Source organism: Filobacillus milosensis (assembly GCF_004402015.1).
GTDB lineage: Bacteria > Bacillota > Bacilli > Bacillales > Alkalibacillaceae > Filobacillus > Filobacillus milosensis.
This window is the reverse complement of sequence record NZ_SOPW01000019.1, coordinates 41205-61095: the sequence shown is the minus strand read 5'-3', so window position 1 is coordinate 61095 and position 19891 is coordinate 41205. Positions and strand designations below refer to the sequence as shown.

At 34.3% G+C, this 19891-nt stretch carries 29 protein-coding genes; 2 read left to right on the top strand and 27 right to left on the bottom strand.

What is annotated here, in order from left to right:
* Positions 1-40: 40 nt before the first annotated feature.
* The 3 genes from E3U55_RS14645 to E3U55_RS14635 form a co-directional block, all read right to left on the bottom strand.
* The gene (locus E3U55_RS14645; RefSeq protein ID WP_194840938.1) at positions 41-1321 is read right to left on the bottom strand and encodes a DUF2254 domain-containing protein; all 1281 of its coding nucleotides are present in this window, start codon (positions 1319-1321) and stop codon (positions 41-43) included.
* Positions 1322-1692: 371 nt separating this feature from the next.
* On the bottom strand, positions 1693-1875 hold the full coding sequence (locus E3U55_RS14640; protein ID WP_134341229.1) for a hypothetical protein: 183 nt from the start codon (positions 1873-1875) through the stop codon (positions 1693-1695).
* A gap of 176 nt (positions 1876-2051) precedes the next feature.
* Entirely contained in the window at positions 2052-3425 is a 1374-nt protein-coding gene (locus E3U55_RS14635) for a dipeptidase (protein WP_407644121.1), read from the bottom strand.
* A gap of 159 nt (positions 3426-3584) precedes the next feature.
* Between E3U55_RS14635 and E3U55_RS14630 the strand changes: the two genes are divergently transcribed.
* Positions 3585-4502 (top strand): glycerophosphodiester phosphodiesterase, encoded by a 918-nt coding sequence (locus E3U55_RS14630; protein ID WP_134341227.1) that lies wholly within the window; start codon positions 3585-3587, stop codon positions 4500-4502.
* A 191-nt stretch (positions 4503-4693) separates the two neighbouring features.
* On the opposite strand, the gene E3U55_RS14625 is transcribed toward E3U55_RS14630, so the two are convergent.
* The 11 genes from E3U55_RS14625 to E3U55_RS14570 all read right to left on the bottom strand — a co-directional run bounded on the left by E3U55_RS14625 (position 4694) and on the right by E3U55_RS14570 (position 10373).
* A complete protein-coding gene (locus E3U55_RS14625) occupies positions 4694-5083 on the bottom strand; it encodes a hypothetical protein (protein ID WP_134341226.1) in 390 nt (129 codons plus the stop codon).
* Positions 5084-5095: 12 nt separating this feature from the next.
* A complete protein-coding gene (locus tag E3U55_RS14620; protein WP_134341225.1) occupies positions 5096-5386 on the bottom strand; it encodes a hypothetical protein in 291 nt (96 codons plus the stop codon).
* Between the two features lie 26 nt (positions 5387-5412).
* Positions 5413-5814, bottom strand: coding sequence for a hypothetical protein (locus E3U55_RS14615; RefSeq protein ID WP_134341224.1), 402 nt, complete (start codon positions 5812-5814; stop codon positions 5413-5415).
* A 45-nt stretch (positions 5815-5859) separates the two neighbouring features.
* Positions 5860-6078: a helix-turn-helix domain-containing protein gene (locus tag E3U55_RS14610; protein WP_134341223.1), complete on the bottom strand. Its 219-nt coding sequence runs from the start codon at positions 6076-6078 to the stop codon at positions 5860-5862.
* A 10-nt stretch (positions 6079-6088) separates the two neighbouring features.
* Positions 6089-6571 (bottom strand): DUF2975 domain-containing protein, encoded by a 483-nt coding sequence (locus tag E3U55_RS14605; protein WP_134341222.1) that lies wholly within the window; start codon positions 6569-6571, stop codon positions 6089-6091.
* Positions 6572-7045: 474 nt separating this feature from the next.
* Positions 7046-7462, bottom strand: a complete 417-nt coding sequence (locus tag E3U55_RS14595; protein ID WP_134341221.1) for a hypothetical protein — start codon at positions 7460-7462, stop codon at positions 7046-7048.
* Positions 7463-7848: 386 nt separating this feature from the next.
* Entirely contained in the window at positions 7849-8058 is a 210-nt protein-coding gene (locus E3U55_RS14590; protein WP_134341220.1) for a hypothetical protein, read from the bottom strand.
* Between the two features lie 162 nt (positions 8059-8220).
* Complete coding sequence (locus tag E3U55_RS14585) at positions 8221-8733, bottom strand: hypothetical protein (RefSeq protein WP_134341219.1); 513 nt, start codon at positions 8731-8733, stop codon at positions 8221-8223.
* Positions 8734-8840: 107 nt separating this feature from the next.
* The gene (locus E3U55_RS14580; protein WP_134341218.1) at positions 8841-9041 is read right to left on the bottom strand and encodes a hypothetical protein; all 201 of its coding nucleotides are present in this window, start codon (positions 9039-9041) and stop codon (positions 8841-8843) included.
* Positions 9042-9119: 78 nt separating this feature from the next.
* Complete coding sequence (locus tag E3U55_RS14575) at positions 9120-9632, bottom strand: hypothetical protein (protein WP_134341217.1); 513 nt, start codon at positions 9630-9632, stop codon at positions 9120-9122.
* Between the two features lie 210 nt (positions 9633-9842).
* On the bottom strand, positions 9843-10373 hold the full coding sequence (locus tag E3U55_RS14570) for a YceI family protein (protein ID WP_134341216.1): 531 nt from the start codon (positions 10371-10373) through the stop codon (positions 9843-9845).
* Positions 10374-10509: 136 nt separating this feature from the next.
* On the opposite strand from E3U55_RS14570, the gene E3U55_RS14565 reads away from it, so the two are divergent.
* The gene (locus tag E3U55_RS14565) at positions 10510-10839 is read left to right on the top strand and encodes a winged helix-turn-helix transcriptional regulator (protein WP_134341215.1); all 330 of its coding nucleotides are present in this window, start codon (positions 10510-10512) and stop codon (positions 10837-10839) included.
* Between the two features lie 49 nt (positions 10840-10888).
* Here E3U55_RS14565 and E3U55_RS14560 read toward each other — a convergent pair whose 3' ends face one another.
* The 13 genes from E3U55_RS14560 to E3U55_RS14500 form a co-directional block, all read right to left on the bottom strand.
* Complete coding sequence (locus E3U55_RS14560; protein ID WP_134341214.1) at positions 10889-11437, bottom strand: GNAT family N-acetyltransferase; 549 nt, start codon at positions 11435-11437, stop codon at positions 10889-10891.
* 33 nt (positions 11438-11470) lie between these two features.
* On the bottom strand, positions 11471-12079 hold the full coding sequence (locus E3U55_RS14555; RefSeq protein ID WP_134341213.1) for a hypothetical protein: 609 nt from the start codon (positions 12077-12079) through the stop codon (positions 11471-11473).
* A gap of 82 nt (positions 12080-12161) precedes the next feature.
* Positions 12162-12488 carry a hypothetical protein gene (locus tag E3U55_RS14550; RefSeq protein WP_134341212.1) on the bottom strand — a complete coding sequence of 109 codons (327 nt, stop codon included), beginning with the start codon at positions 12486-12488 and terminating at the stop codon, positions 12162-12164.
* Positions 12489-12528: 40 nt separating this feature from the next.
* Positions 12529-12726: a hypothetical protein gene (locus tag E3U55_RS14545; protein ID WP_134341211.1), complete on the bottom strand. Its 198-nt coding sequence runs from the start codon at positions 12724-12726 to the stop codon at positions 12529-12531.
* Between the two features lie 25 nt (positions 12727-12751).
* Positions 12752-13240: a hypothetical protein gene (locus tag E3U55_RS14540; RefSeq protein ID WP_134341210.1), complete on the bottom strand. Its 489-nt coding sequence runs from the start codon at positions 13238-13240 to the stop codon at positions 12752-12754.
* A 50-nt stretch (positions 13241-13290) separates the two neighbouring features.
* The gene (locus E3U55_RS14535; protein ID WP_134341209.1) at positions 13291-13761 is read right to left on the bottom strand and encodes a hypothetical protein; all 471 of its coding nucleotides are present in this window, start codon (positions 13759-13761) and stop codon (positions 13291-13293) included.
* 139 nt (positions 13762-13900) lie between these two features.
* A complete protein-coding gene (locus E3U55_RS14530; protein WP_134341208.1) occupies positions 13901-15328 on the bottom strand; it encodes an alanine/glycine:cation symporter family protein in 1428 nt (475 codons plus the stop codon).
* A 113-nt stretch (positions 15329-15441) separates the two neighbouring features.
* Entirely contained in the window at positions 15442-15687 is a 246-nt protein-coding gene (locus E3U55_RS14525) for a GIY-YIG nuclease family protein (RefSeq protein WP_134341207.1), read from the bottom strand.
* Positions 15687-16532, bottom strand: a complete 846-nt coding sequence (locus tag E3U55_RS14520) for a gamma-glutamylcyclotransferase (protein ID WP_134341206.1) — start codon at positions 16530-16532, stop codon at positions 15687-15689. Before E3U55_RS14520 ends, E3U55_RS14525 begins: the two co-directional genes overlap by 1 nt.
* A gap of 231 nt (positions 16533-16763) precedes the next feature.
* On the bottom strand, positions 16764-17183 hold the full coding sequence (locus E3U55_RS14515; RefSeq protein WP_134341205.1) for a cupin domain-containing protein: 420 nt from the start codon (positions 17181-17183) through the stop codon (positions 16764-16766).
* A gap of 85 nt (positions 17184-17268) precedes the next feature.
* The gene (locus E3U55_RS14510) at positions 17269-17925 is read right to left on the bottom strand and encodes a TetR/AcrR family transcriptional regulator (protein WP_134341204.1); all 657 of its coding nucleotides are present in this window, start codon (positions 17923-17925) and stop codon (positions 17269-17271) included.
* Positions 17926-17941: 16 nt separating this feature from the next.
* A complete protein-coding gene (locus tag E3U55_RS14505; RefSeq protein ID WP_134341203.1) occupies positions 17942-18967 on the bottom strand; it encodes an ABC transporter permease in 1026 nt (341 codons plus the stop codon).
* Complete coding sequence (locus E3U55_RS14500) at positions 18964-19683, bottom strand: ABC transporter ATP-binding protein (RefSeq protein ID WP_134341202.1); 720 nt, start codon at positions 19681-19683, stop codon at positions 18964-18966. Before E3U55_RS14500 ends, E3U55_RS14505 begins: the two co-directional genes overlap by 4 nt.
* Between the last annotated feature and the right edge of the window lie 208 nt (positions 19684-19891).

Sequence of the window (19891 nt, the reverse complement as noted above, 5' to 3'; positions counted from 1 at the left end):
GAGTGGATTACAGTCAATTTAGAAAATTTAGAATTTTTGTCTAGATTTGCATAAGTCTCTGTTCTTTTTCATCAAAATATCGGCAATCTAATGGTTTTAACTGACTTATATCAAAGTTCGCTTTTAAATACAAATAAAGCTCTCTGATGATTGATCGAACGATTTCATCACTTTCTTCACCGATTAAAATCAATGTATCCATGGTTACGAATAAAATAGAAACATCTTCATCCATGCAATCAATTACTTGATAAAAAGACTGATAAAAAATATCTCTTAACTGTCGTTGCTTCGTTATCACTCTAGGTAAATTAATGTCTTTATATACCAGGTGCTCTTTATGATATTTAGAAATAAGTAGTAAAATTTTTCCTAAATGCTGAATACAATCTATTGCTGTATGCGGATCATTAATTCCGCTCGATATTGCCCTTAATGCGATTTCCTCTAATTTTTGAATCGTGTACTGTACATCTTCACTCGCGTTTCGTTCATTACCGATCGTGAAAGCCTCTTGAATGTCTTTTGGTAATTCCTTTTCTTCCTTTTTATAAACCTTTGCAATCACACTCGTCTCAACAACAAAAGCTCCAATCTCATTCGTCACACCCACAATAAAGTCGTGTTCTCGGGCTAAATCCAAAAGAATTTCGTAATCGATAATCTGCAAGTAACCATAACTGGGACTGACAAGTTTAGATACATACTCGTAATCACTAGGAATTTGTACTTCTTCATCTTCAACGATATAATCTGATTCCTCAACTTTTTTATGGAATTTATATAAGTTCCGATTAGCCTCTTCAGTGATACTTGTAATTAAATTGGACACTTGTATAAAAGTCGCTACATGTTGAATAAAAAATGCAAAAAATCCTAAACAAATCAAAGATAAAGCAACCGAGAAAGCCGCAGACAAAATATCTTCCGATGGGTGTTCAATATGAAGAAACAATAAACTAATAATGGAATATAAAAATCCACCCATAAATACACCTAGTACAGTCAATGTGCGTTTATCCGTTATAAAATTTTGAAGGGTACGCGGTGAAAATTGAGAAGAATAGGTTGTTAACACAATCATAATGGTGGAAAAGGTAATAGTGGTCATCGTTAATAATGCGCCTGCAATAACGCCTAGAATGTCCTTGCCTAATTCAGCATTTGTAAATAGGACTTCTGGAATCCAATCATGGATTTCCTCTAGGTAGCCGTAATCAATTAAAATGACAAGAATGGTCAGTAATGTAGCAAATAAGCATATAGCAACAGGAATAACCCAGACACTTTCTTTAAACTTTAAGATAAACTTTTTAATCACTAATATCACTTCTTTGTTTATTCTTAAAGTTAGTTTTAACCATTTACAAAGATTTACTAAAAATACTATAGATTCTTGTGCATTATGAATTTATGATTCTACGAATCGCTACAGGCGGACGCTTCCGCGGGCACGGCCTCAACTTCCCAAAACTCACTTTCGTTCGTTTTGCGTGATTTTCGGCTCGCGCTGTTCCCGCAGGAGTCGCCTCCTTTCGCTTTTCGCTGAAGATATAATTCAACTTTTTTAAAAAATTTAAGTTTATAAAGCGTCAATACATAAAAAAATGTTAACCCTTAATAGGATTAACACTTTTTTATTCTTAATAGCCTAACGAGTCTAAATGAAGATGATCCATAGTTGAAGATAGTTTATTTAGTTCCAATCGTTTTCTCATAATCACTCTCATCTAGAGCACTAATTTTAAACTCAAAATTAGTGGAGCCGTAATCCCGCTTATATTTCCTTATGGCTAAATTAAGAGAGGAGAAACTATCATAGTAACTTTTCATAAAAACCTTACCGGACTCTTTTTCAACTACCTCTAACCTCAACATAATCACCTCATTTAAGTTTAAATTAATGACTTTTGTTTGGCGTTTTATTTATCATAATCATTCGTTAAGGGTTTTATTTTTATGGGGGGTAAATGTCGAAAAACAATAGGAAAATTTTTCTTAAGCTAAAAAAGACTGCTAAAAAATTTTTAGCAGTCTCTGATCCTTTTGACTTATTTTACATCTTCCAGCATGAACCAGTAATGTACAAGTGTTTCCATTCCTTTATCAAAGTTTTCTAAATGGAAGTGTTCATTCGGTGCATGAAGATTTTCATCTGGCAGGCCGAATCCCATAAGTACAACTGGAACTTGTAAAATTCGATCCAGCTCAGCTACGATTGGGATTGAACCTCCACCACGGATATAAGCCGTCTCTTCGTTATAAACTTTTTCATAAGCTTTTGCAGCCGTCTGAATGACCGGGTGATCAAATGGTGTGACATAAGGCTTCCCTTTATCAAACGGTGTTACAGTTACTTCTACACCTTTAGGTTTGTTTTTCTCAACATGCTTCGTGAGTAATTCCACAATCTCATCTGGGTTCTGGTCCGGAACCAAACGACACGTAATTTTCGCAGCTGCTTCTGAAGGTAAGACCGTTTTGATCCCTTCACCTTGGAAGCCGCCGTAGATTCCATTTATCTCAAGTGTTGGTCTAACCGACGTACGCTCAACGTAAGAGTAGCCCTCTTCCCCATCCAATTCAGTTACACCGAGGTCTTGGCGCAGTTTTTCTTCATCAAAAGGAACGGCAGCTAATGCCTCACGCTCCTCCTCTGACAATTCAGGTATACGATCATAAAATCCGTCTACGAGCACACGATAGTTTTCATCACGGAAAGAATCCAGGATTTTTACTAACGAATGGATTGGATTCATGACGCCTCCACCATATTCACCAGAGTGAAGGTCACCTTTAGCACCTTTAACGTCTATTTGAATACCTGCTAAACCACGTAAACCATATGTAATTGTTGGTTTACCTTTTTCAATTAAAGCAGAGTCAGACACAACGATTAAATCAGCTTCCAGCATATCTTCATGTTCTTCACAGAATTTAGGTAATGTTGGACTTCCGATTTCTTCTTCCCCTTCAATTAAAACTTTGAAGTTAACTGGAGGTGTGTCCACTGAATTTAACACAGCTTCCATCACTTTCATATGCATGAACACTTGACCCTTGTCATCCGTCGCCCCACGCGCATATAATTTATTATCACGAATAGTTGCTTCAAAAGGCTCAGAATCCCATAATTCTACAGGATCTACAGGCTGAACATCATAGTGTCCATAAATTAATACCGTAGGAGCACCTGGATTTTTGATTACTTCACCATAAACGACTGGCTTTCCATCACTTGGCATCACTTCAGCTTCCTCAAAGCCAATATTTAATAAATCATCTTTTACCCACTCAGCAGCCTTTACAACATCATCATGATGTTCGGATAAAGCACTAATACTAGGTATAGCTAAAAAATCTTTTAATTGACCTAAGTGTTTTTCTCGATTGTCTTTTAGATATTGAATAACTTGTTCTTGCATCTTCATGGCCCCTTCCTTAAATGAATCTTTAAAATATATCTTACCATTTAAGAAGTACCAAATCACGAAACATGAAAAAAAATACACTAAAAATGTTATAATCATTGTGATAAAAGGTATAAATCTAATAAAATAGCTATGCTCCATGGAGTGAACTAGATGAAACGAAAAATCATCAAAATATTAATCGTAATAGTCATTATATATACATTCTTCTTTTGGTTATTATATATAAAACCACAACCCAATGTGGTGCAGCTGGAATTCTTAGAAAATGAGAATGAAGGTCCGCTTGTCATAGCCCATCGTGCCGGTGATTTAATTGCGCCTGGAAATACAATGACAGCTATTGAACGGTCCGCAGAACTTGGTGTTGATATTATTGAAGTGGACATTCATATCACTAAAGATGACCACCTTGTGCTCATGCACGACCCGTCAGTCGATCGTACAACCGATGGCACAGGATTAGTAGCTGAATTTACTTTGGAAGAATTCCAAATGCTAGATGCAGGTTTTCATTTTCTTGATACTAATGGCGAGTATTCATTTAGAGGACTGGGAGTTTATAAACCAACCTTAAGAGAAGTGTTTGACCGTTATCCTAATATGAAATACATGTTAGAAATCAAACACTCTAACCCACCCGAAAAATATGATATGATTGCCGAAAAACTATGGGAGCTCATTCGAGAATATGAAATGGAAGACAAAGTGATGGTGGCATCCTTCGACCAGGAAATTATTGATCGATTCAATAAACTGGCTAAAGGTAGAGTTGCCTTAGGTACCGGAGAACAATCAGCTTTTAACTTTGTGATTACTCATAAATTATTTGTGAGAAACCTGTTTCGTCCAACAGGCCATGCCCTTCAACTGCCACTTAAAAACAAGTACTTTCAATTCTTTGAAGACGATGTTATTGAGGGAGCTCATCGTTTAGGCATGGATGTACACTACTGGACTATTAACGATTCTGACAAAATGAGAGAATTAGTTGATGCCGGTGTTGATGGGATTATTACAGATCGACCAGATGTACTGATTAATTTGTTAGAAGAAAGAGGCATGCGATAAGCACGATATGAGTTAATGGACTTATAGGCACTTGGATTTTAAATCTAAGTGTCTTTTAATATGCAATTAACCCTATTTAATTAACACTCTATCTACTTAATAATTCTCTGCGATAGAAATTAACCATTCTTTATCTTCTTCATTTCGCGTAAACAAATATTTATATGCATCCTTTTTGGAGTTTCTCCATTTTAAGATGTACTTCTTATCTTTTGAAATCCAGAACATTTCAGATATTGTATCGTTTTCAAGTTTTTGAGATGGAAGATAAGATTATTAAACCATGATGATGCAATCATAAACGTAATTTTATGATTTCCTTTTTCGTAAAATATTTTTGTGACTGGGTAAGTAAAACCGTCATGATCATAAGTTATTTTTTTAATCTCATAGCGTTCTGGCATTACTGGCGTTTTGATATCGCCAATTTTTTGTTCAGCAACTTCTATATCTTCAAATGTGAAATATTGTTGCTCATCACCCAAGAATTTAGGAATAAACAAATATATTAATAGAGGACTAAAAATAATGGTAAGTGAAAGCCAAATGAAAAATGAAGATCGTCTCTTATTAATATTCATTATTACCTCCGTTCAGGGCATAGAGCTGGTGATAAATTCTATTATTAATGCAAAAAAGGCTAATAAAATAGTCAAGAAAGTTGTAGCGAATATTAGTTTTTGATTAAGTATAGTGATCTTTTCAGTTTTAATATATATTCGAAATACAAGATAAAGCAATATGCCAAATTTAATAGAACCCACCCAGACAATTAAACCAACATCAGTAACTAATTGTCGCCAATCAAAAATCCAAAAGTAAAGAATGAAAAGATGAGTGATGATTAATGGTATGGATACTAGTGTTAATGCTATTTTTAACATGACCTTTCCACCTATTTCTTTTCTATTTAGTTAGAAATTAATCTGGTTTTAACTAAACCAACTAACCCAAGAAATAATTGGAGTGAACTAGCTAATATAAATTGTACTGTTGCTAAGAACACTTCATCCAATAAAATAATTTGTAACACCATACATGATAGAAATAAGACTCCCATAATTAAGGTCATTATAAATATTTTTCGACCTTTCTTTATAAATCCATAAATAGCTGCAATCGCATTCCCAAATCCAAATATTAATATTCCAAATATGGCTATACTTTCCCAGCTATTAAAAGGTATTTTACCTACCCATTCTTGTGGAAACTCAGAAAAAACTCCGGTACCTGTTAGTATATTTATTCCTGTATAAAAAGCTGCTAAAGATAGTAATAAGTTATAAGAATTAGAAACATTTTTCAATAACAAGTTGATCGTCTCCTTCAATTCATCCACTTCAATATAAGTGAGTCATTAATTTTCCTCGTCCTCGTTTGTATATTCTAAAATGTCTCCAGGCTGACAATCTAAAGCCTTACAGATCTCATTTAAAGTTGATATTCGGATCGCTTTTGCTTTTCCATTTTTCAAAATAGACAAGTTTGCCATTGTGATGCCAACCCTCTCCGAAAGTTCTGTGACGCTCATTTTACGCTTAGCCAACATTACATCAATATTGATTATGATTGACATGTTTATCACCTCAGACCGTTAAGTCATTTTCTGATTTTATATTTATCGCTTCTTTTAAAAGTTTTTCCAAAACAGCAGCAAAGACCGCAATTACCATAGATGCGAAAACCAAGATCATTCCTAATAAAATGACTCCAGGAGCGTCGTCCTTTTCACCCACCAGGTAAAAAAGTGGCATGCCGATCACATACAAAATACTAAATATACCAGCACTATATTTTATCTTCTTTAAGGCCTCTACCGACAACTCTGAGAAAGCTTCATTCCTATCAATATAATTTAAAAGTTGGAAGGATTGATACAGAGCAAAGTAAAAAGGAATAGCTGTGGCATAAAAAACAGCAAAAACATAATAATTAATAAGCCCCATATCTGGATACAACTCCGTAGCAAATTCCGCAATATTAGGTACCACAAGTATGCAAAAAGCAAGAACCGGTATTCCAATTAAAAACAAAACTATCTTTAAAAACAATGTTGATCCCCGTTTCATTAAAAGCACCTCACTTAATTAATGTATTTTCATAATAACATATTTTTATCGTTTTACAATAAATAATTATTGATAAGTATTATTTTTTTATCGACAAAAATTTTCGCAAATAAAAAAGCATTCCTAGTTTAGAAGAATGCTTCAAGCCTTAACTATTTTTAGTGTAGTAGCTTATTGTCCACTAATTTTTTTAGAAATGATATAAAACACGAATGAAAATACGGCACATATAACACTACTAAATATTAAACCTATCCCCATCCAAAGTTGAAACGGTCCACTTCCAAAATGACTAAAAGGATAGGGTCCATTGATAATCCACATATACCTGGCGTGATCCCCGCGAATAAACCAATATAACACAATAGGACTAATAAACAGTACTAGTGCTAAACCTAAGAATAATGAAGAAAGAAACTTAAAAAAGATTTTCAAAATAACACCCCACTAGTTCACCAAAACAGTATGTACATTTTAATTACGATGTTTCTTCAAGTAATTTTCGACCCACTCAACATCAATTGGTCCATTGGTAACCTTGAAAATAGACCCAGAGGAGCTTCCTAATACCATTAAACGATTTTCATAAATAGTAGACATAATAATTTTATCTTCTAAGTAGATTGTAACTTGAAACCCTTTTTCTTTTGAAACATTAGTATTCCATTCATCATCACTCATCTTTTTAACTCGATATTGACTCAAAAACTCTTTTAACGCATCTGCGTGCTCCACTTCATCAGTTTTCCAGTTGTACGGTGGATGTCCCTCATAAAACACCAATTCTTCAACATCTGATGTGTCATATTCAATGACCTCACCTAAACCTTTCTCTCTATATTCGTTATATATGTTGAGAGAGATCATGATAACTGGAATAGCAATCACCAATGTAGTCAGAATCCAACCTTTACTTACGGAAAATACGATTAGTTTCTCTGATATATAGGCGGTTAATGGAATAAGGACTAGTAAGTAAATGAAAATAACCGTAATAGTACCGAAGACACCTGATTGCCACCCCGCGGGTAGGATGTACTTAAATCAATACATATAAATATACGAAACTACTACTAGTAGCAAAATGAAAAGTATCCAGTATAAAATTCGTTCCTTCATAGGATCCGTCCTTTATTTTTAAATATGGTGATAAGATTAATTTTAAGTGATTAACCTTAATATTAACATAATATTCCAAGCATTTTTCACAAAAATAAAAAGACGACCATTCTATTGATCGTCTTTTCTTGCTAATGTGCCAAAATTAAAACATGAGATTAGCTTATATTTCTTTTTATTTCATTAATTTCTTTTTCTAATTCTTCTATCTTTTTGCGATTTAAATCCTCGATTTTCTTACGATTTGACTGAGTAGCTGCACCGAGATATCCAATCAAACCACCTATGATAGAACCGAATGGAAGACCAAATAACAATGTTCCTAATATAACTCCGACTGTTAAGTATAGAAAATACAGATAAGCCATTGAAATTACCCCTAACCTTTGTTGTATACCTATTCTATGTAATTTTGATAGATTCATAATACCAGAATACGATTATTTAAAAATCAATTCTGAGGGTAAGTGTAACATATTTCACAGAAATTTCATTAACCACTTTTAGGAATAATTCATCTTATACCTAGACTATTTGTCGCACCTTATAACTTTGCTTGCATTTGCCTGTGGTGGATCAGATTGACTAATATAGCCCACTTTTTCTCCATCCTCTTTAAAAGTCTTCATTTTCACAATAACTTTTTCTCCAATGGTAAGATCCTCATACAGATCTTTATCTTCCAATGTATACCACATTAAGTCTGCATCCTCTTTTATAAATTCAATCGGTGTTTTTGAGTCTACATCTTCTCTAATAATATCATTCGCTACTAAAATTTGAGGATTATAATTGATTCCTTTATCTATTATGAAATCGCCTTTTTCCGTCTCTGGAGGATTACATGATATGTCCTTTTCTTCTTTAGCAAGATTAAAGTTCATTTTTCCATCCCGAAACTTCAAATATTTGTCGTCTCTTCCACCTATTAATAATTTATCTTTATAAAGCTCAGTAGTTTCAGTCCATTCAAATACTTGCCCATTCAGTTCTACTTGAAGATTTATATGATGCCAGAATGTATGTCCATCTGCATATTCCACTTCACCAATCTCAAAGTCTTTTAATTTATAATTTTGTTTTTTCAGGACTGCTACCTTCTTTAAATAAAACTCTTTTGCTTCTTCACCGGATAATGTTGTTCCTTGAGCTAACTTACTTTCCTCTGTTCTGTTTCAGCATCATAATCATAAAGGTGCAATTGTTTAAACGCTTTTTCATAATTTTCATCTATAATAGCTTGATAATAGTCTTCAATAATACCTTCTGCTTGTTTTTCTTCTATATATTTACACCCTGTCAGTGTAAGAATTAATGTTGAAAGCACGATAGTTAAAATTGTTTTCTTCATATTTCCACCCTTTAAGTTTCAAAACAAATATATTTTATCGAATAAAGCCACCTCAGTGAATTAACGAAATTAAAAGAACTAATCCTCTTTAATAATTTCCACTCCTCCTAGAGCATCAGAATAATGTTCTGATTCCGGCGAGATAGTTAAAAACCAAAAACTCTTGTCTATTGAGATGCCATCAATCGACTTGTAATAATAAGTCACTTTCTTTGCAGACTTACCAAAAATTTTAACTTGCTTCACATCATTCTCATAAGGATTAACATACTTGAGAATAGGATAGCCTTGACCCCCATATGCAAAGGACGGTCCTTGCGCTCCCATTCCATCAATCCATTTAAATCCATCTTTTGTGTACTCTAACAACACTATATTTAGACCTAAGTTGATATCTTCATATATGACAAACATGTAATTGCCTTCTATGGTATATTCAATTATTTGATTTATATCAGCATCATTCTTAGTCATAACTTCTCTTATTTCTTCTTGTAATGTTAATTTTTTGTCATTATCTTTATATTGTTCACACCCCATGAAACTAAAAACAAAAACAAACACCATAGATAAAATAAATTTCATTTTCATAAAATTCCCCAATACAACTAAAATTCACAATTATATATTCACTATTTCATAAAACTGCAATTTGTTTTATTTTACCATAAAATACTAATTATTCTTTGAACTCGTTGATTTATATTAATTTTTCTAAATAAAAAATAGTCCAGTTAAGGGTACAATTTTAACTCTTGTACTCCAAAACTGAACTATTTAATAGTTTTTTTCATTTTTCTTTTATTCTTCTACAACAAACTCTAATCCAGCAGTTAAATTAACCTCTTTACCAATTAATACGCCGCCAGTTTCAAGTGCTGCGTTCCATGTTAAGCCGTAATCTTCACGATTCAAACTGCCTTCCACATCAAAACCAGCGACCATGTTACCGCCCATTGGATCCTTCGCCATACCATTAAATTCAACTTTGAAAGTTTCCTGGTTTGTTGTTCCGCGAATTGTTAAATCACCTGTTACTTCAAAAGAAGATTCGCTTAATTTTCTAACCGAGGTACTTTCAAAAACAATATGTGGATGATTCTCTGCATCAAAGAAATCTCCAGATTTTAAATGACCATTTCGGTCTTCATTATTTGTTTCGATTGAATTCACATCAACAGTAACTTTTACTTTTGAATCTTCAAGATTATTGATATCTCCTTGGAAATCCACGTCAAAGTCTTGGAATTCACCTTTCGCCTTCGAAACCATCATGTGTTTCACTGTAAAATTAATTGCACTATGGACTTTATCTAATTGTACGTTTGCCATAATTTAAATTCCTCCTTAAAAATAATTAACTTACTTTATGTAAGTAAGTATATAATTATTATTTAATTACGTCAAGTAATTTTTTGTTTTAAATTGATGAATTATTAGTTATAATGTAATCAAAGAGGTGAATCGCATGGTGGATACTAATATTTGCCCAAAATTTGAAAAAGCATTATCTATACTAAATAAACGTTGGACTGCTTTAATTGTTTTTCAACTTTTAAATGGTTCACAACGTTTTTGCAATATTGAATCAGGGATTGGAATCAGTGGACGTGTATTATCTGAGAGACTAAAGGACTTAGAGAAAGAAGGAATCGTCAAGCGGACCGTTTTTGATGAGACACCAGTAAGAATTGAATATACCTTAACAGAGAAAGGTAAAGCACTTGAACCTATTCTGAAACAAATTCAATCATGGTCAGATAAGTGGATTGAAACTGACGACCAAACAGTAGTTTAAGCTTATAAACGACAAAAGCACCGCAATGCGCGGTGCTTTAATTTTTGGATTATTTTAATTGATTAATAACTCCATAATATACTAGATCTTCATAGTTATCCTCTTTCTTCACATGGTCAATCATTAATCCTTCCTGCTTCATCCCTATCTTTTGTAAAACTCTCCCTGAAGCAGGATTTGAATTGAAATATCGAGCAAATACTTTATGGTATTTCTTTTCTTCAAATGCGAATTTTATTATGGCTTGAGCTGCCTCTGTCGCATATCCATTGCCCCAAAACTCTTCACCAACCCAATAAGCGATTTCACCATGATCAAATTGTTGTTTATTAGATAACGCGATCGCTCCAAGTAATGTACCATTTTTCTTATCAGTAATAGCAAATTCATATAACTTATTGTTATCAAAATTATCAAGATGAGTATCAATCCAAGATAAAGCATCATTGATTGTATATGGAAATGGAAGGTACAATGTATTTTTATAAATGTTATAGTTGTTACAAAGCCTGGTCACTTCTTCTGCATCGGACTTTTGGAACAATCTGAGTACTAGTCTTTCCGTAGTTATAGCTTTGTTTTGTTTGTCGAAGATCATTTTAAATTTCTCCGTTCATTAGCAAGAATTTTATTATTTCTTAAGTCTTATTAAAGTTAGATAAACTAATCCCAAAACCAGTAAAGCACTTATTATGTATATAGTTACCTGATGATTATCTGTTTTTGATGTGCCTTTTAGTTTGGTTGTTTCCGGTTCTGATGGTGTCTCACCTTTTAAATTGATAGTTACCTGTTCTGTGGGCTTTTTACCTTTTCCCAGTTCCTCAAGATCTTGGTCAGCATACGGTAAAACCGTCGTCCTGGAGCATAAATTAACTTCAAGCTCACCATTTCGCTCTTGTGCATAAACTAAGTAATTGTTGTTTAAAGCAAACTCATACCCACAGCTCCCTGAATATCTTGCAGTACTTACAACCACCTGTGTTTGATTAATTCCCTTCCAAGATTCTTTAACTTCAAAAACAAAAGCAATAGGATCATTGGAAGATATAGTTTTTTTATCTTTATTCTCATCATATTTTTCAATTACTTTTCCAGAGAAAACAGCAGAACTTTGATTCATTTCTTCCTGAACTGTACCAGGTTCTTCGCAGGTGCAAGCATAACTTGTATTTGGTAGATAAATAGAAACAAACATTAAGATGATAACAGTAGAAATAAGACCCCTAAAAGTATTCATTTTACACTCCTTAATTAATGCACATAAATGTAGTGTGATGTGCGCAGTAATACTACTTTATTTTATCAAAACCACCAAAATATTATTTTAATAGGATGATCTTGGTTGCTTTATAATTTCCTTTAGTTTTAATCTCTAACGAAGAAGTTAATGTTACTTTCACTTTATTTCCTTTATTTAGATCTTTAATGGTAAACTCATTTCCATTTTCGTCAATCAAGTTAGTACTATCAGTAACTTCAATAGGACACTCCACTCCAAAATCATTGTCAGTCTTATTCAGCTCCTTTGAGCAATTCACGTAAATCACATGATCTTTTACACCATCAATTTCCCAGGTGTAAGTTTTGTTACCTATACAACCTGCTAGTAAGAAGATTATTAATAAGACGGATAGTTTTTTCTGCATAGGACTCTTCCTTTTTACTTATTAAATGTACGAAACATAATTACATACTTACAAATAGGGTACTACCAAAAAACCAAAGCATTGGCGTTAGTATAATCAATAAAAACAAACCCGTGAACATGTATTTTATATATTGATTGCGATTAACACCTTCTCTTAAATCCCAAAGCCCCAAAGTAATAAAATATAAACCAATCAAAGCGGATACTAATGGAAGCAAGATTATTAAACTAATCATAAAAACACCTCTTATACTCTTAAATTTATATTTCAGCCTGAACTTTTTTATCTAGCTGCCACTCGCCGTCATTATACACCGCTTCATATTCAGGAATAATTCCTACATTGATCCCTCGTTTTGCTGCCACTCTAACTCGTGCTTCGCTTTCGCTATATTGTTCTATTTCAACATCAATAATCATGCCATTATTGACCTTAACTATTACTTCTTTACCGCGTATTTTTTTAAATTCGAATTTATCTTCATCATCTTTGACTTCCTCAAGAATATGTACATTTTCATACTCGTTATTAAGTTTAGCAAGGACCCATTCTTTAGTAGTCTCATCCACCTCATCGAAACTACTTCTGGTAATGGCTAAAAACTTTGGTTTTGTGCTCCAGTCGCTCGCATCCGTTATTGTTGTGACATACAACTCACCTAGTTTATTAGGTTCTTTAGAGTGATTAGTTGTTAAGTCACATCCGATTAATAACAAAAATATGAAAATAAATATTAAGGATAACCTCATTCTCGTATAATCCTTCCGTATTATAAGTTTTTATTTATGTACAAATGAATTTACTCTAACCTTTCGAGTTTAATATTATAAATAATGTCCTCTAGTAACTCTAAACTTTCTATACTACTCATTAAATATTTTCTCTCTTCACTTGTATAATCTTCATACATAACAAGGCTTTGTAGTACCCTTCTTGCAATTCTTGCTTCAAATGAAATATTATCTAAATCGTCTATCTTTATATGTACAGGTTTAAGAGCTAATAGTTTTTCATCTATCAGTTCAAGTACATAATCAGTTCGGTCAAGTTTGAAGACGATGTTATTATCTTCAGCTTCTTTCATGTCCTGTTCTATTTTATCTTTAAAAATTCTTAGATCATTTAAATGTAAACTGACACTTTTCACAGATTCAGGTTGGGTATCCCCAACACTTATATTTGTATGAGGATAAAACCATGCGATTAGGAATATAAGCGCTAAACTTAGCCCAACCACACCTATAATGATCATTTTCACTGCATTGGTCACTTTAATGCCCTCCAACTTTATAATTCTATACCATTTTAACATAATTATCCATATAATTTTTAGAATTTTTAATAAACTGCCTAAATTTTAATAAAATCAAAAAACCTGACCAAATAAATTGATCAGGTTCTGGCATTTATTATTTCTTTTTATCCTGCGCGCCCCACCACTCAACATTTTTCAACCATGAGAAGTTGTCAACGTGGAAGGTTGGGTCTTTGCCTTCTTTCTTCTGTCTGGTGTAGTCATTTAATATAGCAAATGCAATTTTACTTAATAATAATATGGCTATTAAGTTCACAATGGCCATCAGTGCCATAAATAAGTCAGCCATATTCCATACGACATCAATTTTAGCCAATGAACCGAATAATACCATACCTAGTACAGCAATGCGATAAACCATTCGCCAAGTTTTATTGTTCTTTAAAAAGTCAATATTGGATTCGCCATAATAGTAGTTACCAATGACTGAGCTAAAGGCAAATAAGAAGATCGTTACAGCTAAGAAAATCGTTGCCCAATCGCCAAGCTGTGCACTAAGTGCTGATTGTGTCAGCTGAATACCTTCTTCTGTGTTACTCGAATAATCTCCATACAGTATTATAATAAAAGCTGTTAAACTACAGATGACAATCGTGTCGAAAAACACTGCTAATGATTGTACTAGACCTTGTTTGGCTGGGTGACTCACCCCTGCTGTTGCAGCCGCGTTCGGTGCACTACCCATACCAGCTTCGTTAGAGAATAGACCACGTTTAATCCCCTGCATTAAGGCTGCACCAATTGCACCACCGAATAACTGATTTAAACTGTTAAATGCTTCACTAAAGATTAAGCCGAAAACCTCTGGGACTGCTGAGAAATTCATAATGACAACAATAAGTGCAACGACAATGTAGATTGTAGCCATAATCGGTACAATTGTACCTGATACGACTGCAATTCGTTTGATACCTCCAAAAATGATAATGGCAGCTAAAAGAACCAGTACCACACCTGTGATCCAGTCACTAATATTAAACGCTTTCTCAACGGCTCCTGAAATCGTATTGGCTTGTACGGCATTAAACACTAAACCGAAAGTGACCGTAATTAATATGGAAAATAAAACTCCCATCCAACGTTGTCCAAGAGCGCGTTCCATATAGTAAGCTGGACCACCACGGAAGCCATTCCGGTCTGGCACTTTATAAACTTGAGCTAATGTACTTTCAATAAAAGCTGTCGCCATACCGATCAGGGCAATCATCCACATCCAAAAGACTGCACCTGGGCCACCGATTGCAACTGCCAGCGCTACCCCGGCAAGGTTACCTGTTCCTACACGCGAAGCAATACTTATACTAAACGCCTGAAACGCGTTCGTCCCTCTTTTTCCACTCTGTTCAACTGCTTCTTCTCCAATTACTTTAAACATTTCGCCAAATAAACGAAACTGCAAGAACTTACTAAAAAAAGTAAAATAAAAACCCGCAAAAATTAATAAAATAATTAAAATATAACCCCAAAGATAATCATTAAATAGTACAATGAGATCATTAATAGACTTTTCAATAGCATCCATTACTGCAATTCAACTCCTTATATATATATTTAGTGTACAATTACCCGATTTTTATAAGTTAATACCCATATATTACTAAAAAAAATAAAAAACTGACTAAAGTACTAATTACTTTAGTCAGTCGTTAGGATTAATTCTTCTTTTAATTTTTTACTTAACTTTTTTATCGCAATTTCTCGTTTCATCGCTTCCGATTTTGTTTCAAACGTTTCATAATAAACAAGCTTAACCGGAAGCCTGCAGCGTGTGTATTTTGATGCAACTCCGTCTTGGTGTTTCGAAAGTCTTTGCTCCAGGTTAACTGCATATCCAGTATATAAAGATCCATCGTTACACCTTAACATATAGGTATAAAACATTATTCCTCCGCCCTTAACCGTTTAACTCTTTCATCCAGTGAAGTTAAATATTTTTTCGTCAAAAATACGCTTCCACCTCTTAGGATCTCATTAATGTAATGATCAGGTGGTGCCGCTTCTACCATTTTAGCTATCACGATAAACGTTAACATCGGTACCGTTTCGCCATCCATCTCCACATCAACGACAGCTGGCCGGTACATACCAGTATGAGCACCTTCTCGTTGATAGAGGTAATTTAAAGCTTGTTCCGATATTTTGTAGACGACACCTTCGACTTGATGTCCGTGACACTCTACTATATCGGCTCTTCCACCGTCTTCTACACTGATTGTGAAGCGCAATTCATGATCAGGTAATATCCCTAAACCAGCAGCTTCGAATTGATCAAGCATACCAGCTAATTCAATACGTTCATGATCCATGCACGATCCATATGCAAAATATAATAGATTTTCATGTTCTAGTAATTTTTTTAATCGCCAATCACCAAAAGGGATCACGGGATTGGAAGCCGCTTCAGGGTAAAAATATGTATATGCTTTATACTCACCACAATCAGTCTGGACTTGAACCTCAACTCGATCATAGTGATTAAGTTTGGGGTCACCTACATACCCTTCAAGCTCATCAATTTTAGCAAGCGTACTAAAATCTACTTCATAACATTCTCCATACACCTTTTCATCAGAATCCATGACTAAGGCAGGAAAATCCTTGCCCGTGTCTATTAATCTACCATCAATCCAGCCATGTTCAGCTATTAACATAGCATCCTTTAATAAATGATGATTTCGTTCATTTTTTCTTAAGGTTCCATATACAAAAACTAAATATTTGTCCATAGCTTCACCCTCCGATTACTATGTTTATTATAACGTAATTGAAAATAATGCCGATAGGAAAAATTACTAAGATTTTATAGATTAGTGGCCGATAGTTAATTTTTAGTGGCCAATACAGAAATTTTAGTGACCGATATTCTTAAGATGTGTCCAATACAGACTAATTAGTGTCCAATAAAAGTGGGATTCCAAAAAAACAACCACATTCTCATCAAATGTGGTTAAATATCATTATGAAAATTGTCTCTCATTTAACGGTAAAACCGTGTGTGTAAACGTACTTGTGACATCATCTTTAGAAAACACTCCCACGCACCGCACTTTCCCCGTACCAATGTTTTTTATTTTATGTGGTACCATTTCAGGAATGATAATAACCTGGCCAGCCTTAGCTTCAACTTGTTCCTCGCCAATAGATACTTCTGCTTCACCTTCTAAAATAAGTACAACTTCTTCAGCGCTGTCTGTATGTTCACCTAAGTAATTTCCTTGATTCAATTCAAAATAAACGACCGAGAAATCATCAGATTTAACGCCTGACCAAAAAGGGAAGTTTTCTGCCGTGGCCATGTTGACTGTCCAGCGAGCATGTGTGTCCTCTTCATGCCATGCTTCTAAACACTTTAACTCATTTAAATTAAACCCTTTCAACTTGATCAGTGACCACCCTTCCAGGAATTTTTATACCTACACCAAATCATATGATATATTATGGTCTTCATTCCTAAAAAGTGGCTTAACGCAACCCTTTACGTATAAATGTGATGGTCTGTTCAATTTCATATTCATCATCCCACTCTACATCTGGCATGATGATAAAACGTGTGATGATAAATCCAATTAAAGTGGTCATCATTAACCGTATCGCTGTATCAACTCGAATGTCTTTTGAAATCTCACCTTTGTTTTGATACTCTTCAATGACTTCAACAAACTTTGGATAAACTTTTTCAAGAAAATTCTTTTGAAATAACTCTTGAATTTCTTTATGAAGGCTAACCTCTTGAAGTAATATTCTTAATAACGTTGTATTTCGATTAACAAATTCAAATCGATTCATTAATAATGTTCTTAACAGCTCTTCATACGATTCGTTAGTTTTATTTTCAAAAACATCTTGCACAAATCGATCAGCAAAAAACGGTATCGCAAACTTAGTAACAACTGGAGATACAATCGATAATAGTAGGTCCTTTTTCGTTTTATAGTGACGGAAAATCGTTCCTTCCGCCACACCTGCTTTATTTGCGATTTCGCTGGTAGACGTTGAAGCATACCCTTTTTCAGCAAAGGTCTCAATCGCTGCTTGTAGTATTTTAGCTTGTTTAGGCGTTAATGATGAATCTTCTTCGCTGACCTTAATTAACTCTTCTAGTAAATCTTTTTCATTCATAATGGACACCTCTTATTTATAGTGAACGGTGCTTCTTTAATACTCTTATATTAAGTATAAAGAAAACTAACGCAAACCCAAATAATATCATAATTTCAAACCACACATCATAAATATGGGCCCCTTTAATCATCATTTGTTGTAACGCTTCAGCCCCGTAAGTTAAAGGCATAAATTGACTTAGAATTTGAATCCATCGGTCTAATGTTTCTAAGTTAAAAATACCGGCAAAGAACACTTGTGGAATAATCACAATCGGAATAAATTGCATGATCTGAAATTCATTTTTCGCAAATGATGATAGCAGTGTTGCTAAAGATAAGGCTGTTATAGCTAAAAGAATTGTCACGACTAATAACTCTACAAAATTACCGACCATGTACATGTCGAGTACATAAATTGAAAACGCAACAATGACAACCGACTGAATGATTGTAAATAAACCGAATCCAGCCACATACCCAGTCACTAATTCCCAGCGTTTAATAGGTGTCGATAGTAATTTCGCAAGGGTACCTTGAGTTCGCTCTCTTAAGAAAGAAATCCCGCCTAAAATAAATACGAAGAAAAATACAAAAAATCCGATTAATACAGGCCCCACCCTGTCAAACAGATTCATATCTCCAGAGCCATACAAATAATTAATGGTTGGCTCTTCAATCTGAGTATTTGTTTTTAATGACTTTAATGATTCCTGAATGACTCTCATCACCGCAGAGTTAACGGAAGGTTCACTACCTTCAAGCAAGGTTGTAGGTGTCATACCCTCTATAGAAATAAAAGCGTCTAACTCTCCATCCTTCATTAAATCAATGGCTTCTTCCTTTTTATATTGTTCAAGGTGCTGAGTCTCTTCATCTAAAAGTTCAATAACAGGCTGAGGCATTTCGCTGTAACCCATTTTCGGTTCATAATCGTCGCCATCTAATACAAGCCATACAAGCGTTAGCACAAATAATGGCGCAATCATCATTAGAGCTAATGAGCGTCTATCTCTTTTAAATTGTTTCGCGATTCGTTTAACTACTGCTGCTACCCTCATGATTCCACACCCCCAACTGTTAGGAAAACTTCTTCGATTGATGATGCATGATGCTGTTCTTTTAGTTCACCAGGCGAACCCTTCGCCATCAATTGACCATCTCTTAATAATCCAAGTTCATCACATTTATCTGCTTCATCCATGACATGAGTCGTTACAATTATAGTAATGCCTTGTTGTTGAAGTTCTCGAAACTCCTCCCAAATTTCTTTTCTTAAAACTGGATCAATCCCTACTGTCGGTTCATCTAAAATTAACAATTTAGGCTGATGTAATAACGCTGCAGCTAATGATAATCGTCTTTTCATCCCACCTGAATATTGTTCTACCGGCTTATCCAAGTGTGGTAATAAATTTACGGTCTTCATGACATGCTGAATTCGCTCTTTAAGCTCTGACTTCTTCAAGCCATAAATAGACCCCATAAACTCAAGATTCTCTTTCGCTGATAACTCCTGATATAAGGCATCCGATTGAGCCATATAGCCAGTGATGTTCATCAAATCAAACGATGGAACCTTGGTAGAATCAATCGTAATCTCGCCTTGATCCGGTGAAAGAATGCCAACCATCATGTTAACTAAGGTCGTTTTTCCAGCCCCTGATGGACCTAATAATCCAAATATCTTTCCTTCTTCTATTGTTAAGTTAATATCTTCGAGGACTTTCTCTTTACCAAAAGCATGAGAAACATGTTTTACGTTTATAAAACTCAAAGAATCACCTCTCCCCTTTTAAGTGAGTGAGTACTCACTTTTAATTCTATGCGATTGAATTAGATTATTCAACATTTAAAATTTGGCGAGTGATTTTGTGAAAGTGATTAGTCAATATGGAAAACGGCGAGTCAGATTCCATTCCGGCGAGTCACACTCCCTTTAGTGGCGAGTGCGAGACCCCTAAATGGCAAGTGCCGCCCCACCC

Excerpts from the sequence above, each read along its gene's own strand:
- E3U55_RS14635 (WP_407644121.1), bottom strand. The coding sequence starts at position 3,425 with ATGCAAGAACAAGTTATTCAATATCTAAAAGACAATCGAGAAAAACAC.
- E3U55_RS14630 (WP_134341227.1), top strand. The coding sequence starts at position 3,585 with ATGAAACGAAAAATCATCAAAATATTAATCGTAATAGTCATTATATAT.
- E3U55_RS14625 (WP_134341226.1), bottom strand. The coding sequence starts at position 5,083 with ATGAATATTAATAAGAGACGATCTTCATTTTTCATTTGGCTTTCACTT.
- E3U55_RS14620 (WP_134341225.1), bottom strand. The coding sequence starts at position 5,386 with ATGTTAAAAATAGCATTAACACTAGTATCCATACCATTAATCATCACT.
- E3U55_RS14610 (WP_134341223.1), bottom strand. The coding sequence starts at position 6,078 with ATGTCAATCATAATCAATATTGATGTAATGTTGGCTAAGCGTAAAATG.
- E3U55_RS14605 (WP_134341222.1), bottom strand. The coding sequence starts at position 6,571 with ATGAAACGGGGATCAACATTGTTTTTAAAGATAGTTTTGTTTTTAATT.
- E3U55_RS14590 (WP_134341220.1), bottom strand. The coding sequence starts at position 8,058 with ATGGCTTATCTGTATTTTCTATACTTAACAGTCGGAGTTATATTAGGA.
- E3U55_RS14580 (WP_134341218.1), bottom strand. The coding sequence starts at position 9,041 with ATGAAGAAAACAATTTTAACTATCGTGCTTTCAACATTAATTCTTACA.
- E3U55_RS14575 (WP_134341217.1), bottom strand. The coding sequence starts at position 9,632 with ATGAAAATGAAATTTATTTTATCTATGGTGTTTGTTTTTGTTTTTAGT.
- E3U55_RS14570 (WP_134341216.1), bottom strand. The coding sequence starts at position 10,373 with ATGGCAAACGTACAATTAGATAAAGTCCATAGTGCAATTAATTTTACA.
- E3U55_RS14565 (WP_134341215.1), top strand. The coding sequence starts at position 10,510 with ATGGTGGATACTAATATTTGCCCAAAATTTGAAAAAGCATTATCTATA.
- E3U55_RS14560 (WP_134341214.1), bottom strand. The coding sequence starts at position 11,437 with ATGATCTTCGACAAACAAAACAAAGCTATAACTACGGAAAGACTAGTA.
- E3U55_RS14555 (WP_134341213.1), bottom strand. The coding sequence starts at position 12,079 with ATGAATACTTTTAGGGGTCTTATTTCTACTGTTATCATCTTAATGTTT.
- E3U55_RS14550 (WP_134341212.1), bottom strand. The coding sequence starts at position 12,488 with ATGCAGAAAAAACTATCCGTCTTATTAATAATCTTCTTACTAGCAGGT.
- E3U55_RS14545 (WP_134341211.1), bottom strand. The coding sequence starts at position 12,726 with ATGATTAGTTTAATAATCTTGCTTCCATTAGTATCCGCTTTGATTGGT.
- E3U55_RS14540 (WP_134341210.1), bottom strand. The coding sequence starts at position 13,240 with ATGAGGTTATCCTTAATATTTATTTTCATATTTTTGTTATTAATCGGA.
- E3U55_RS14530 (WP_134341208.1), bottom strand. The coding sequence starts at position 15,328 with ATGGATGCTATTGAAAAGTCTATTAATGATCTCATTGTACTATTTAAT.
- E3U55_RS14525 (WP_134341207.1), bottom strand. The coding sequence starts at position 15,687 with ATGTTTTATACCTATATGTTAAGGTGTAACGATGGATCTTTATATACT.
- E3U55_RS14520 (WP_134341206.1), bottom strand. The coding sequence starts at position 16,532 with ATGGACAAATATTTAGTTTTTGTATATGGAACCTTAAGAAAAAATGAA.
- E3U55_RS14510 (WP_134341204.1), bottom strand. The coding sequence starts at position 17,925 with ATGAATGAAAAAGATTTACTAGAAGAGTTAATTAAGGTCAGCGAAGAA.
- E3U55_RS14505 (WP_134341203.1), bottom strand. The coding sequence starts at position 18,967 with ATGAGGGTAGCAGCAGTAGTTAAACGAATCGCGAAACAATTTAAAAGA.